The sequence below is a fragment of the Niabella aurantiaca DSM 17617 genome, from assembly GCF_000374125.1.
Taxonomy (GTDB): Bacteria; Bacteroidota; Bacteroidia; order Chitinophagales; family Chitinophagaceae; genus Niabella; species Niabella aurantiaca.
This window is the reverse complement of sequence record NZ_KB893627.1, coordinates 180,953-195,555: the sequence shown is the minus strand read 5'-3', so window position 1 is coordinate 195,555 and position 14,603 is coordinate 180,953. Positions and strand designations below refer to the sequence as shown.

The 14,603-nt window shown below is 50.9% G+C and carries 9 protein-coding genes; 8 read left to right on the top strand and 1 reads right to left on the bottom strand.

Features of this window, described 5'->3' with window-relative positions; translation table 11 throughout:
* Positions 1-13 precede the first annotated feature (13 nt).
* A complete protein-coding gene (locus B160_RS0108840; protein ID WP_018627539.1) occupies positions 14-895 on the bottom strand; it encodes an AraC family transcriptional regulator in 882 nt (293 codons plus the stop codon).
* Positions 896-1,027: 132 nt separating this feature from the next.
* Between B160_RS0108840 and B160_RS0108835 the strand changes: the two genes are divergently transcribed.
* From B160_RS0108835 to rfbC, 8 genes are all read left to right on the top strand, one after another.
* Positions 1,028-4,114 carry a SusC/RagA family TonB-linked outer membrane protein gene (locus B160_RS0108835; RefSeq protein ID WP_018627538.1) on the top strand — a complete coding sequence of 1,029 codons (3,087 nt, stop codon included), beginning with the start codon at positions 1,028-1,030 and terminating at the stop codon, positions 4,112-4,114.
* 44 nt (positions 4,115-4,158) lie between these two features.
* The gene (locus tag B160_RS0108830) at positions 4,159-5,661 is read left to right on the top strand and encodes a RagB/SusD family nutrient uptake outer membrane protein (protein ID WP_018627537.1); all 1,503 of its coding nucleotides are present in this window, start codon (positions 4,159-4,161) and stop codon (positions 5,659-5,661) included.
* 12 nt (positions 5,662-5,673) lie between these two features.
* The gene (locus tag B160_RS0108825; RefSeq protein WP_018627536.1) at positions 5,674-7,161 is read left to right on the top strand and encodes a hypothetical protein; all 1,488 of its coding nucleotides are present in this window, start codon (positions 5,674-5,676) and stop codon (positions 7,159-7,161) included.
* A 186-nt stretch (positions 7,162-7,347) separates the two neighbouring features.
* Complete coding sequence (locus B160_RS0108820) at positions 7,348-10,527, top strand: glycosyl hydrolase (RefSeq protein ID WP_018627535.1); 3,180 nt, start codon at positions 7,348-7,350, stop codon at positions 10,525-10,527.
* 40 nt (positions 10,528-10,567) lie between these two features.
* Positions 10,568-12,001, top strand: a complete 1,434-nt coding sequence (locus B160_RS0108815; protein ID WP_040679669.1) for an arabinose isomerase — start codon at positions 10,568-10,570, stop codon at positions 11,999-12,001.
* Between the two features lie 197 nt (positions 12,002-12,198).
* On the top strand, positions 12,199-13,008 hold the full coding sequence (gene rfbF, locus B160_RS0108805) for a glucose-1-phosphate cytidylyltransferase (protein ID WP_281163365.1): 810 nt from the start codon (positions 12,199-12,201) through the stop codon (positions 13,006-13,008).
* Complete coding sequence (rfbG, locus tag B160_RS0108800) at positions 12,972-14,075, top strand: CDP-glucose 4,6-dehydratase (protein ID WP_245562173.1); 1,104 nt, start codon at positions 12,972-12,974, stop codon at positions 14,073-14,075. Before rfbF ends, rfbG begins: the two co-directional genes overlap by 37 nt.
* Positions 14,072-14,596: a dTDP-4-dehydrorhamnose 3,5-epimerase gene (gene rfbC, locus B160_RS0108795; RefSeq protein WP_018627531.1), complete on the top strand. Its 525-nt coding sequence runs from the start codon at positions 14,072-14,074 to the stop codon at positions 14,594-14,596. Before rfbG ends, rfbC begins: the two co-directional genes overlap by 4 nt.
* Positions 14,597-14,603 lie beyond the last annotated feature (7 nt).

Genomic DNA, 14,603 nt, shown 5'->3' with positions numbered 1-14,603 from the left:
GGATCGCGGCCTGCTATGAAAGGAATTTCTTTTTAAAATAATTCGGGGAGCTGCCCGTTTTTGCCTTGAATATCTTGGAAAAAGAATAGGCCGATTCAAAACCCAGCTCTTCCGCGATCTGCTTTACAGAGTTCCCGGAATTCAGCAGCAATGCTTTTGCCTTATTCAGCTTCAGCTGAAGGAAATACTGGTTGGGCGACATTCCGGTGTACAACTTAAAAGCCTTCCGGAATAAAGAATAGCTGATGCAGAACTCTCTTGCAAGCTGCTCAAATGAAAGATAAGAATTGATGTTCGCATGCATCACCGACATCGCCTTGTTGATCACATCTTCATGTTTGTTTTTTTTGCCAAAATTGAGTTGTTTTGACAGCGAGAATATTTTCCCGAACAAATGAAGCAGCATCCCGGACACCAATTGCTGGTATCCCGTTTTTTCCGATTGCGTCTGCTCGATCACATCTGTAAATAAATTGATGATGGACTCATTGGTGCCCAGGTAATACGTGGGCGTTTCCTTCGGAAAGAAGTGATGATTGTAAATATGCTGCAGGATGCTTCCCTTACAGCCGATCCAGTATTCCTCCCATCCCGTTTCATCATTGGGTTTGAAGCGATGCCATTCATATGGATACAGCATCAGCAGCGTGCCGGGCTTCACCGGCGTCAGCGGACAGCTTTTCGATTCAAAAACGCCTTCGCCGTTCAATATATAGATCAGTTGAAACTCATCAAAAATACGCCCCTCCTCCCATTTAAAATAATGATGTGAAGGATGATCACCGGGAGGGTAACGCTGTGCTTTTGCAATTTTTGTACATCCCACGTTCACAACGTACAGGCCCCAGCTTTTATCCACTTTACTGATCGGCAGGTATTTGTAATAGTTATTCATACGTTCTCAAATTTATCAAAAAATACACGTCAAAGATCATTTTTGATATTGACTTTGGATGCCTGGTGCAGGACTTTTGTAGGGCATGTAAACAGCTTCGCCGTTCATTCATCTTTTAAACCAACCTGGATTATGAACAACTCAATCAAATTTAAACCAATTCGCTTATGGCCACGTGCCATTGTTTTTGCCGCACTTTTTATTGCCGGTTGTTGTAATGGTTTGTTTGCCCAGAACATAACGATATCCGGAACCGTTACCAGCGCGGCTACCAACCAGCCGGTTGCAGGAGCCACGATCACTATAAAAGGTTCTTCAACCGGCGTGGTCTCCAATGATCACGGAGATTTCAGCATTCAGGCGGCACCCGGCACCGTACTGGAGATCACCTCTATCGGATATGAATCGCAGACCGTTACTACCGGAAGCAGCCGCTCCCTGTCCATAGCGCTCAAACCCGCAGCAGCAGAGGATCTGGGCGAGGTAGTGATCATTGGTTACGGCACGCAGCGAAGAAGGGACATCACGGGCTCTGTCGCAACAGTGGACCTGTCTGTAACAAAAGATGTTCCGGCGGCCAATCCCGGCAGACTGCTGGTGGGCCAGGTACCGGGTGTATCCGTAAAGCAGCGCACCGGCCGCCCGGGGCAGGAAATGGAAGTAGTGGTCAGAGGCTTAAGCTCGTTGGGCGCAGGCAGTCAGCCTCTGTATGTAGTGGACGGTTTTCCTGTTGGCAATTCATTGGACTATACCATTAACCCGAACGATATCGAAAATATTTCAATTCTGAAAGACGCCGTGTCCACCGCAATTTACGGGGCAAGAGGTTCCAATGGCGTTGTGCTCATTACCACGAAGAATGCCAAGGCAGGCCGCAAAACGCTCGACTTTTCCGCGACTTACGGAGTACAGAATATTCCGGAATCCGGAAGAACAAAAGTGTTGAACGGACCTGATTTTGCCCAGTTCAAAAAGGACAATTTCATGGACAAGATCAGGTATTTCGAAAACAGGGAGCCGGATATCGAGGAGGTCCCGATCGATTACCGCTATCCGGAGCAAACAAAAACATCTACCAATTGGTTCAATGAGATCCTGCACAATAACGCTCCCTTTCAGAACTACAACCTAAGTTACAGCCAGGGCACGGGAGACTACAAATCCCTGTTCTCTGTTGGCTACCTGAAACAGGATGGATCATTGAAATATACCGACTTTGAACAATTTTCCGTACATGGCAATATAGAAGGCAAATTCAACGACTTCATCCGGACGGGAATCAACATCAACGGGTTTTACGCCCAAAACAATGCAGGTCCCGGCACAGAAGGGCGCGCCAGCCTTGTAGGCAGCACCCTGCTGATGGACCCCCGCGCGCCCGTGTACAGGGAAGATGGCAGTTTTAATTCCTATATCGGCGGGCACGACGGTATTTTCGGCTTTCCCAACCCCGTGCAGCTGCTGAAAGAAATGCAGAACGTGGTACGGGTAACCCAGGCTATATCCAATGGTTTCGTCGAAATCAAATTTCTGAAGCACCTGACCTTTAAAAGCTCCGTCAATGTGTTGCTGCGCCACTCAACCCAGAAACAATTTCTTCCATCCACGCTTGCAGGTGTAAACGCCCCGCCACCACGCGATGCGTCCCTGAGCGAGAACGCCTATGCAACCATAAACCTCGCTGCAGACCAGCTCCTGACTTACGACAATAATTTTGGAGCGCACCGGCTGAACGTTCTGGCCGGATATACCGCCCAGAACGAGACCATAAGAGGCCTTGCCGGAACGGGGTCCCAGTACCCCAATGACCTGACGCCCTTCCTCGATGTCGCTGCCATACGGTCTGCATCTTCCACGGAGTATGGATGGAGCATGAACGCCGGATTTGGAAGGATCAACTATTCCTATGACAACCGATATCTCGTATCCGCAACCTTCCGGCGGGAAGGCAGTTCCCGCTTTGGTGTAGATAACCAGTATGCAAATTTTCCGGCCGTATCTGCAGGATGGCGGATCACTAATGAAAAATTCATGCCGCAAACCCAATGGCTCAATGACCTGAAGCTGAGAGGTAGCTGGGGCATCACCGGAAACAATAACATTGGCAACTATACGCAGCTGGCCTTTATGGACAATAATAACTATATCATCGGCAATAACATTGCGCGCGGCTATATTGTAGGAAATCTCCCGAACCAGGAGCTGAAATGGGAAACATCCCGGCAGCTGGACCTGGGACTGGACCTGGTGGCCTTTAAAAACAAACTATCTTTTACCGCAGAATATTACAAACGCATCACCAGCGACATGCTGCTGCCGGTACAGGTGCCGGCCATTTCGGGATTCACTTCCTATTGGGCCAATATCGGGAAAGTACAAAATACGGGGCTTGAATTTTCCGGATCCTATAAAACGAATATCGGCCATGTCGGATTCTGGACCAATGCAAACGCCACCATAAACCGGAACAAGGTACTGGAGATCCGCGGTGCCAATGATGAGATACTGAACGGCACGTTCTACGGCGCTTACAGCATCTCACGGATCGGGCGGCCCATCGGCATGTTCTACGGATACCGGGTACTGGGTCTTTTTAACAACCAGGCAGAGATCGATGCTGCGCCCAAACAGGACGGCGCCGTGCCCGGTGTTTTTAAATACTACGACGGCGATGGCGATGGCACTATCTCTTACGATACAAAGGACATGGTAGAAATCGGGAATCCATGGCCCAAACTCTCTTACGGGCTTACCCTGGGCGCCGACTATAAGAATTTTGACTTCAGCATTTTGTTCAACGGTGCAACGGGATTTGATGTATATCGCGAAATTGAAAAATCAACCATGAATATGGACGGGGTTTTTAATATACTCGAAGAAAGCAAGGACCGCTGGCGCTCCGAACAAGATCCCGGTAACGGACGGCTTGCCGGCACCCTCACCTGGAAGTGGGAGCGCGAGTCCAATTCCCGCTATATCTATAAGGGCGACTACCTCTGGCTGAAGAACATCAGCCTGGGCTATACGTTTACCCAGCAGCGGCTTCCTTTTAAAACAATGCGGCTATACGGCAGTGTGGACAATTTCCTGCTCTTTACAAAATACCCCGGTGCAAACCCGGAAGCAACCGTAACCAGTGGAGGAACCTACCCGGGTGTGGATGATGAAACCTATCCGCTGGCACGCACTTTTACCCTCGGCCTAAAATTAAACTTTTAAGCTCCGTTCACGGAAACGATTTCCCCAACTAAAAAAAGGAAACAATGAAAACATATATCACAATCCTGCTCCTGGCCGCAACCGCCCTGCTGCAGTTTTCCTGTAAAAAAGATTTTCTTGCCAAAAGTGATCCTACCCGGATTGATCAAAGCCTGTTTTACAAAGACCAGACCCAAATTGAACAAGCCATCAACGGGAACTACGGCCTGTTACAATCCATTGCCAACACCCAGTGGTTGTTCAATGAAATGGTATCGGACAATACCACTTTTGATTTCAACCCGGATGACCGCGGACAGGCAGATAAGATCGAATCTTATGAAACCTGGACCTACACGGCCGTTAATGGTAATATCACCGACTGGTACAACCTGCACTACCGTGCCGTCTACAATGTAAACAATACCCTGTTCCGGATGCAGCAGGCACCGCTCACGGACTCCCTGAAAAAAGTAGATGAGGGACAGCTGAAATTCATGCGGGCCTATCTTTACTTTGAGCTGGTGCAGTATTTCGGGGACGTAGTGCTGATCACTCAACCGCTGGAAAAGCCCTCCGATGCCTGGAATTATCCCCGCAAACCACAGGACAGTGTTTATGCGCAGATAGAGCGCGACCTGCAGGATGCCATCGGCGGGCTCCCGGTAAAATATGCTGCGGCGCACCTGGGACGGGCCACAAAAGGGGCTGCATTATCCCTGCTGGGAAAGATGTACCTGACCCGGAAAAAATACACAGAAGCCATCAGCACCCTGAACCAGGTACTGCCGCTGGGTTACACCCTGATGCCGGAATACGCGGATGTATTTGATCCTGCTAAAAAGAACGGGCCGGAATCGATCTTTGAGATCCAGTACCAGGGAGGCAATGACCTGGGCGAGTGGAGCGGCTTCATCTACACGTTTGCCCCGCGGCTCTCCAAAGATGCCGTCACCGGGTTTGCCCAAAGCAATCCCCCTGGCTGGAACGTTCCTACAAACGACCTGATCAATGCGTATGAAGAAAACGACAAACGTAAAGCAGCTTCCGTTGGCCTTGATTTCAAAAGTCCGGTGACCAACCAGGTAGTGCCGTATATAAAAAAGTATCAGCATCCGCATACCATATACGGGCGCACGGATGATAACTGGCCGGTGCTGCGGTACGCCGACGTGCTGCTGATGCTGGCAGAAGCCATCAACGAAAAAGACGGCCCCACTTCAAATGCCTACAATTACCTGAATGCTGTACGGAAAAGAGCCGGGCTGGTAAACGCCTCCGGGCTGGCGCAGGCAGCCTTCCGTGAAAAGGTATTGCACGAGCGCCGGATGGAACTGGCATTTGAGAACTGGCGCTGGTTTGATCTGAAACGGACCATGACCACACAGGAGCTTACAGCTTTTTTGAATGCGTATGGCGCAAAAGAGAAAGCCAACCCTACCATTCCCCGGCAAGGCATTCCCTCCTCGGCCAACGATTACAAATTTGAACCGTTCCGGGCCCTGTATCCCATTCCCAACAACGAACTCATCATTAACAAAGGCCTGGGGCAAAACCCTGGTTATTAAAAACAACAGACCATGAATCGGATCCTTTATTACATTGCCGGTATCCCCCTGATATTTACTACGGTTATAGCCGTTGCACAGGGGCAGCCGGACACGCTCGAAATAAACTGGGATAAACCCTTCATGACCTCCCGGACCACACCCACATTGCAGGTGGTGGAGAACCCGATGGTACGGCCATCCTCTCCCATTCACCGGCAAACCTTTAAAGCCTTAAAGGAGCTGGGCGCCGATTATGTGCGTTATGTTCCCTGGTTTCCCTATCCCAAAATGGCCGTTGCTGCTTTAAAACCACCGGATGACAAAGGGACCTACTGGGATTTCACCTATCTCGACAGCACCATGAAGGCCATTATGGAAGCCACAGAAGGACATCCGGTAGTGATCAACTTCAGCACCACCCCTGCGTGGATGTGGAAGACCCCGCAACCTGTAGCCTATCCGGATGATCCTTATACCGTTTCATGGAGCTACAATCAGGGTCGCGCATTAAGAGACAGCACGGGGCAGGAGCTGGCCGGCTATTATGCCCGGCTGCTGAGCTGGTACACAAAAGGCGGCTTTACAGACGAACGGGGAAAATTTCACAGATCCGGTCATTTCTATAAGATCCCCTACTGGGAGGTGCTGAATGAGCCGGACCTGGAGCATGCGATCGGCCCCGAACTTTATACCCGGATCTATGACCAGATCGTTTCCGAACTGAAAAAAATTGCGCCGCAAACAAAGTTCATCGGCCTTTCCCTGGCGCATGTCAGCAACCCGGCTTATTTCGAATATTTCCTGAACCCCGCCAATCACCAATATGGGGTGGTACCCGAGGGCATTTCCTATCATCATTACTCCACGCCTTCTTTCCCGGACCAGGATCTCGCCGCTTATCAATACACTTTTTTTGAAAAAGCAGATGCCTTTATGGATAAAGTGCGTTATATTGAAAACATACGGAAAAGGCTGGCTCCTCAGGTATTTACCACCATCAATGAGATCGGCAGCATCCTGCGTTCGCCGCAGGTTATCAGGCCCATCCCTTCTGCCTATTGGAATCTGTCCGGAGCAGTGTATGCCTACCTGTTCCTGCAGCTTACCAAGACCGGTATCGATGTAGCCGGTGAATCACAACTGGTAGGTTATCCCACCCAGTTTCCGGATGTAAGCATGATGAACTGGGAAACGGGCAACCCCAATGCCCGCTACTGGGTGCTGAAGCTGATCCACGATAACCTGGGCAAAGGCGATCAGCTGGTAGCCACCGCATTCCGGAACCACCGGCCGGAGGGGATCGTGGCACAGGCCTACCGCACCGCAAAGGGCCGCCGTATCTTACTGATCAACACAAGGGATCAGGAAACCTCCTTTTACCTTCCCCCAACCGGTAACAGCCAGACACTTTATACGGTAGATGGGCACAGCGGCGATCAACCGCCTGTTCAAAAAAAGCAAAGCAGCGCCACCCTTACCCTGGCGCCCTTTGCCGTATGCATTGTTCAGCTAACATAAAAATGATACAACAGGTATGCCGATCCCGTTTCCCGGCTAATTTTACAGGCATAAAGAACGCCCGGCGCCGGATTAAGTTGTATATTCAGCGATTATTGTTTAACGGAACTGCATTGAGTCAGACAGAATTGCTACCGCAGGAAAGCAATATTTTTTTCAACCCACCGCCATTAACATAAAACAAAAATGATCTTTAAAACCTTGTTCCCTTTTTTTAAGAAGCACAAGCAGCGCAGCAGCCCCTCTCCTGGCTGGGTATTGCTTTTCCCCAGCTTCTTTATCTCTGCCGCAGTGTTTGCCCAATCATTAAAGAAACCGCCCGCTCCCATTCCGTTCTCCACCATCAGCCGCAATTTTTACGATCCCGGTAAGGAATTTCAGACCGCCCCGCTTTGGGTATGGAATACCCGGGTAACTACGGGCATGATCGACTCCATGCTCCAGGAGTTTAAAGCAAATGCCTTTGGCGGCGTATTCATACACCCCCGCCCCGGTCTTATAACCGAATATCTTGGAGACGAATGGTTGTCTTTATACAAACACGCTGTTCAAAAAGCGGCAGCCCTGGACATGCATATATGGATCTATGATGAAAATTCTTACCCCACGGGGTTTGCCGGGGGCCTGGTACCGGATCAGATGCCCGGATCATACAACCAGGGCCAGATGTTGCAGCTGTTCCGGTCCGACACCGTTCCCGGGAACAGAGCTTCATATTTTATTTGTTTAAAAAAAGAAGGAGATCACTTTACAGAGGTCACCGCCGGAGCCCTGGGAAAAGGTGACTATTACCTGTTCCGCAAGCTCAGCTATACCAATCAGGCGGGCATGGTGGGTCCGCCCAACTATCCGCTGGTAGACCTTTTGGTAAAAGGCGTTACCGAAAAATTCATTGATATCACTTTTAGCGGGTATAAAAAAGCCTTTGGGGATGCGTTTGGCAAAACCGTTCCCGGTACTTTTTCTGATGAGCCCAGCATACCTACACATGGCAGTCTGACCACCCGGTGGACCCCCGATCTGTTTGCCGTATTCAAAGAAAAATGGGGCTATGACCTGGTGCCGCACCTGCCATCGCTTTTTGAGGAAACCGGCGACTGGAGGAAGATACGGCATAACTATCAGGAAACACTGCTCCAGCTATTCATCGACCGGTGGTCGAAGCCCATGCAGGCCTTCACGCAAAAAAACCATCTAAAATGGACCGGGCATTACTGGGAACACGGCTGGCCGGACCCGGGTGAAGGTCCGGACAATATGGCGATGTATGCCTGGCACGACCAGCCGGGCATCGATATGCTGTTTAACCAGTTCAACGAATCCAGCCCCAATGCACAGTTTGGAAATATCCGCTCGGTAAAAGAGCTCTCCAGCGTGGCCAACCAATTGGGAAAAGAACGAACCTTATGCGAAACCTATGGCGGTGCCGGGTGGGATCTGACCTTTAAGGATATGAAGCGGCTGGGCGACTGGCAGGCCGCGCTGGGCGTCAATTTCATGAACCAGCATCTCGCCTGGATGAGTATGGCCGGTGCACGGAAATACGATTATCCCACCACCTTCTCATATCAGAATTCCTGGTGGCCCTATTACCGGTCACTGAACGAATATTTTGCGCGGCTTTCTTATGCACTCTCCCGCGGGATACAAAAGAACGATATCCTGATCCTGGAGCCCACTTCCACTGCCTGGATGTATCATAGCCGCGTAAAAAGCAATCCGCGTTTTTTTGAGACCGGCACGCTATTCCAATCCTTCATAACCCGGCTTGAAAAAGCACAGGCCGAATATGACCTGGGTTCGGAAAACATCATCAAAGACCACGGCTCGGTGTACAGGGATCAATTCAGGATCGGCAATGCCTCTTATAAAACCGTGGTCATTCCCCCCGGAATGGAAAACGTAAACAAAGAAACCTACCTGTTATTAAGGCAGTTCGTTGCCAACGGCGGAAAGCTGGTCCTGTTTAACCCTTTAAGCCGGATCGATGGGGCAGCAATGACACCCGGGGAGCGCTTTTCCGATGACCGCCGGGGCGTGGCCGTTTTCACAGAACTCGATGATACGGTCATAGACAGGATCTTCCGGTCGCCCGGCTTCAGTATACACATGAGCACGCCTCCGCCAGAAGGCGGGAGCCTGCTGCATCACCGGCGCATCATTGGCGACGGGCAGCTATTGTTCTTATCCAATGCAAATCTTACACAGCCTGCCGCAGGGTATGTAGACGTTAACGGCAACAAATTCATCCTGATGATGGACCTGAGCACCGGAACCATTTTAAACTACCCCCAAACGGCCCGGCAACAGGGAACCCGCTTCTCCTTTGACATTCCGCCTGCCGGCAGTGCCCTGTTTTTTATTGCAGACCACCGGCAAAAGGCCGGCGGCACTTACCGGCAGCTACATACGGAAGAAGAACTGAAAGGAAGCGCAATAACCGTGCAGCGCCCTGCAGCAAACACACTGATGATCGACTTCTGCGATCTTCAGATAGCGGGCAGCGAAAAAAAGGACCTGCATGTAAGAGACGCCACACAGCTGGTATTTAAGGAGAATGGCTTCTCCAGGGATCCCTGGGACCATCAGATGCAGTTCAGGACCGATTTTGTACAGCGGGATACCTTTTCCCGCGGATCGGGCTTTACCGTATCGTATCATTTCAGCATCGGCGATCGGGTGGACGCCAAAAACTTCAGGGCCGTCATCGAGCAGGGACATCTCTGGAATGACATCCGGGTAAACGGTCATCCCCTCACCCCCGGCAACAGCTGGTGGCTGGACCGGTCCTTCACCGTTTTAAACGCAGGCCCCTACCTCAAAGAAGGGAACAATACCCTTTCGCTCACGATCGATCCTATGAGTATCTATGCAGAAATAGGTCCGGTATTCCTGCTGGGCGACTACAACCTTGAATCAGCCGCCAAAGGCTGGAAGATCGTTCCACCCAAACCATTGACCACCGGAAGCTGGCGGAAACAGGGATTGCCCATGTACGGCCATGCCATTCTGTATAAAAAAGACTACACCCTCGATGCACCCGGCAACAGCTACGTGCTCCGGTTAGATTCTTTAAAAGGATCCCTGGCCGCGGTTAGGGTAAACGGAAAGAACGCAGGGATCGTATATGCAGATCCGTACCTGCTCGATGTTTCAAAATTGCTGAAAAAAGGAAAAAACAGGATCGAGGTAACGGTAGTGGGCAGCCTGCGCAATCTTATGGGGCCGCATTATAAATCGTACCGCCCCGGATACACCGGCCCAGACAGCTGGAGCGGCATTACCGGTTACCCGGCGGGCCATGCATACATCCTCTTTGATTACGGGCTGAACGACATTCGTTTGTTCCGTAATGAAAAAGATTAAAAAGGGATCACTAATTTTAACCGATCATAATCAAAAGCACATGCAACCAACTGTTTTAAAAATTGGATTATTGGGTATTGGCCTGGACGCATACTGGGAGCAGTTTGAAGGGCTGCAGCAACGGCTGGAAGACTATTTGAGCTTAGTTGAAAAACGGATCGCCGCCATTCATACAGAGGTGGTCAGCGCCGGACTGGTAGATACTGTTGACAAGGCCTTCGCCGCAGGCAGCCTGTTCCGCAGGGAAGAGGTAGACCTGATATTTCTTTACGTTACCACGTATGCGCTCTCTTCTACCGTGCTGCCGGCCGTGCAGCGGGCAAAGGTGCCGGTGATCATCTTAAACCTGTCTCCCGGTCCTCATATTGACTATGCTTCTTTTAATGCGCTGAACGACCGCACAAAAATGACAGGGGAATGGCTGGCCTGGTGCTCCGCCTGCCCGGTGCCTGAAATAGCTAATGTATTCAACCGGACGGGCATCCCGTTTCACCAGATAACGGGCATGCTTCAGGACGATGAAGCCTGCTGGCGTGAGATACAGGAATGGGTGGAAGCCGCACGCGTGGCACATACCATGGCTTATAACCGGATGGGCTGCCTGGGACACTATTACAGCGGCATGCTGGATATCTATACCGACCTTACCCGGCAATACGCCAGCTTTGGCGGGCATATAGAACTGCTGGAAGTAGATGAGCTTTCGGCACTGCGAAAGGCCGTTCCCGGAAAAAAGATTGCCGAACGCATTGCCCTTTTTAAAGAAGTATTTGATGTGCAGCCCGACTGCCAGGAAGCAGAGCTAGGGCGCGCTGCCCGTACATCTGTTGCGCTGGACGAGCTGGTGGCACAATACAAGCTCGGCTCCATTGCCTACTATTATAAAGGAACCGGAAATACGGAAAACGAAGATACCATGAGCTCCATCATCCTGGGCAACTCCCTCCTTACAGCCCGGGGCGTTCCGGTAGCCGGCGAATACGAAATAAAGAATGCCCAGGCAATGAAGATCATGGACAGTTTTGGAGCCGGCGGGTCGTTTACAGAATACTACGCCCTGGATTTTAAAGACGACGTGGTGCTGATGGGACACGACGGTCCGGGCCACCTGGCCATTGCTGAAGGGAAAACAAAAGTGCGCCCGCTGGTAGTGTATCATGGAAAAGTAGGAAAAGGGCTGTCTGTTGAAATGAGTGTAAAGCACGGCCCCGTAACCCTCTTATCGGTAGTGGAAACAAAAGGAGGCGAGCTGATGCTGCTGGTTGCGGAAGCCGAGTCGGTAGCCGGTCCCATTTTACAGATCGGCAATACCAATAGCCGCTATAAGTTTCCTTCAGGAGCAAGAAATTTTGTAAACAGCTGGAACGCATATGGCCCGGCACACCATTGCGCCATCGGGGTCGGGCATATCGCTTCAAAAATTGAGAAGCTGGGAAAACTGCTCAATATCGATGTGATAAATCTGTACCCTTAACACCCGACCGGGTCATTGGCATAAGAACCAGGAGCTACCGGCGGTGGCAACCGGAAACATTGAAGTTAAAGCCGTCAGCAACGAGCCTCCTGGTTCAATTCGGATGCGCATCCGGCATCATGATCCGGACAAAAACTGCCTGCAAAATTTGGATTTTAGGGCTTTGATAACCGGAATCCTCGGGATAACGCCTATTTTTGCTGATCTCACAAGAAAAGGGAGGATTTGGTATGAAAGTGGTCATTTTTGCAGGTGGATTGGGCACGCGCTTATCGGAAGAGACCGATGTGCGCCCCAAACCCATGGTTGAGATCGGCGGAAAACCGATCCTTTGGCACATTATGAAGATTTACAGTCGCTATGGATTCAATGAATTTGTAGTTTGTCTCGGGTATAAGGGGCACGTCATCAAAGAATATTTTACCCAATATTTTTTGCGCAATGCCGACCTTACCGTAGATCTTGCCAATAACTCCATTGCCTATCATGCCAGCGCCAGCGAAAACTTTAAAGTAACCCTGGTGGAAACCGGCACTCATACAAAAACAGCCGGCCGTCTGCAGCAGGTACAAAAATACCTGGATGATAAGGATTTTATGCTCACCTATGGCGACGGTGTTTGTGATGTGAACATCCGGCAACTGCTCGATTATCATCATCAGCACAACAAGATCGCAACCGTTACCGCCATCCAGATGGACTCCCGCTTTGGCGGACTGGAACTGGACGGTGACGACAATGTAGCTGCTTTCCGCGAAAAAGCCAAGGATGAAGGTAAATGGATCAATGGCGGCTTTTTTGTATTGAAGCCGGAAGTATTCCGCTATCTGCAAGGCGATATGAGCAATATGATGTGGGAAGACGAGCCGCTGGAGCAGCTGGCCGATGACGGGCAGCTCGCGGCATTCAGGCATACCGGCTTTTGGAAGCCGATGGACGCGCTGAGGGACAAGATCGAACTCGAAGAGCTATGGAAAAACAACAACGCAAAATGGAAAGTGTGGTAAACAAAGCTGCATTGACCGCAGCTTATTCCGGGAAGAACGTTTTTATAACCGGCCACACCGGCTTTAAGGGCACCTGGCTATCCTTATGGCTAAAGGAACTAGGCGCGCATATAAAAGGCTATGCCCTTGCCCCGGAAGATGAACAGTGCATTTTTAATGCAACGCGGCCCTATGCGGCAGCAACGAGCGTTATTGCAGACATCCGGAACAGGGACAGGCTGGCCGGCGAGATCGCCGACTTTCAGCCCGACTTTATTTTTCACCTGGCCGCACAGCCCCTGGTACGCCGGAGCTATGAGATCCCCGCCGAAACATTTGAAGTCAATGTGGCCGGCACCGCCAATCTCCTTGAAGCTGTGCAAAAAGTAAAAGGGGCATGCACTGTGCTAATCATCACCACCGATAAAGTGTACGAGAACAAAGAACAGGACATCCTTTATACAGAAGCTGATGTTTTAGGCGGCTACGACCCGTACAGCGCCAGCAAGGCCTGTACCGAGCTGGTAGTAAACGCCTTTAGGAATTCCTTTTTCAACACGGCCACCCACTCCCGCCACCAGAAGGCCCTGGCCTCCGTAAGGGCAGGCAACGTCATCGGCGGAGGTGATTTCAGCAAAGACCGGATCATACCCGATATCGTAACCGCCTTAAAAAAGCAGGAGGCGATCCTGATACGCAACCCCGCATCCGTGCGTCCCTGGCAGCATGTGCTGGAACCATTGGGCGGTTACCTGCTGCTGGCCTCAAAATTACACAACGATCTTGCCTATAGCGGCGCCTATAATTTTGGGCCCGAACCGGCAGACCACCTTACCGTAAAAGAGCTGGCAGAGCAAGCCATTACCACATGGGGTGCCGGCAGCTGGGAAGATGGCAGCGATCCGCAGGCGGTACATGAAGCACACCTGTTGCAGCTGAACATCAGCAAGGCAAAACAACAGCTGGACTGGCAGCCCAAATTAAATGCCGCGGAAGCCATTGAATGGACCATCGACTGGTACCGGCAACCGGCCGGAGCCGCAGCTTCTTTCACATTAAACCAGATCAACCGGTACATGGCACTATGATATTCTCCCCTACTCCTTTACCCGGCAGCTTTTTGATCACCCCCAAGGTATTGGGCGATAACCGGGGATGGTTTATGCGCACGTTTTGTAAAAACAGCTTTGCAGAAATCGGCCACCACAAAGAATGGGTGCAGATGAACCATTCCTACACCGCTTTAAAAGGAACGGTAAGGGGCATGCATTTTCAACGGGCGCCACATAAGGAGATCAAGCTCATACGCTGCATTGCAGGCGCCGCCTACGACGTGATCCTGGACCTGCGGCAAAACTCGGCAACGTATTTGCAGTGGTTTGGTGCCGAGATCTCGGCCGCCAACAAACAGATGATGTACCTTCCGGAAGGATTTGCGCATGGCTTTCAGGCGCTCACCAATGATGTGGAGCTCGTGTACTGCCATTCCGAATTCTATACGCCGGCCTTGGAATCGGGCGTCCGGTATAACGACCCGAAAATAAACATACAATGGCCGCTGCACCCGGTTGAATTATCCGCGCGTGATCAGCAGCATCCGTTATTATAAAAATGAT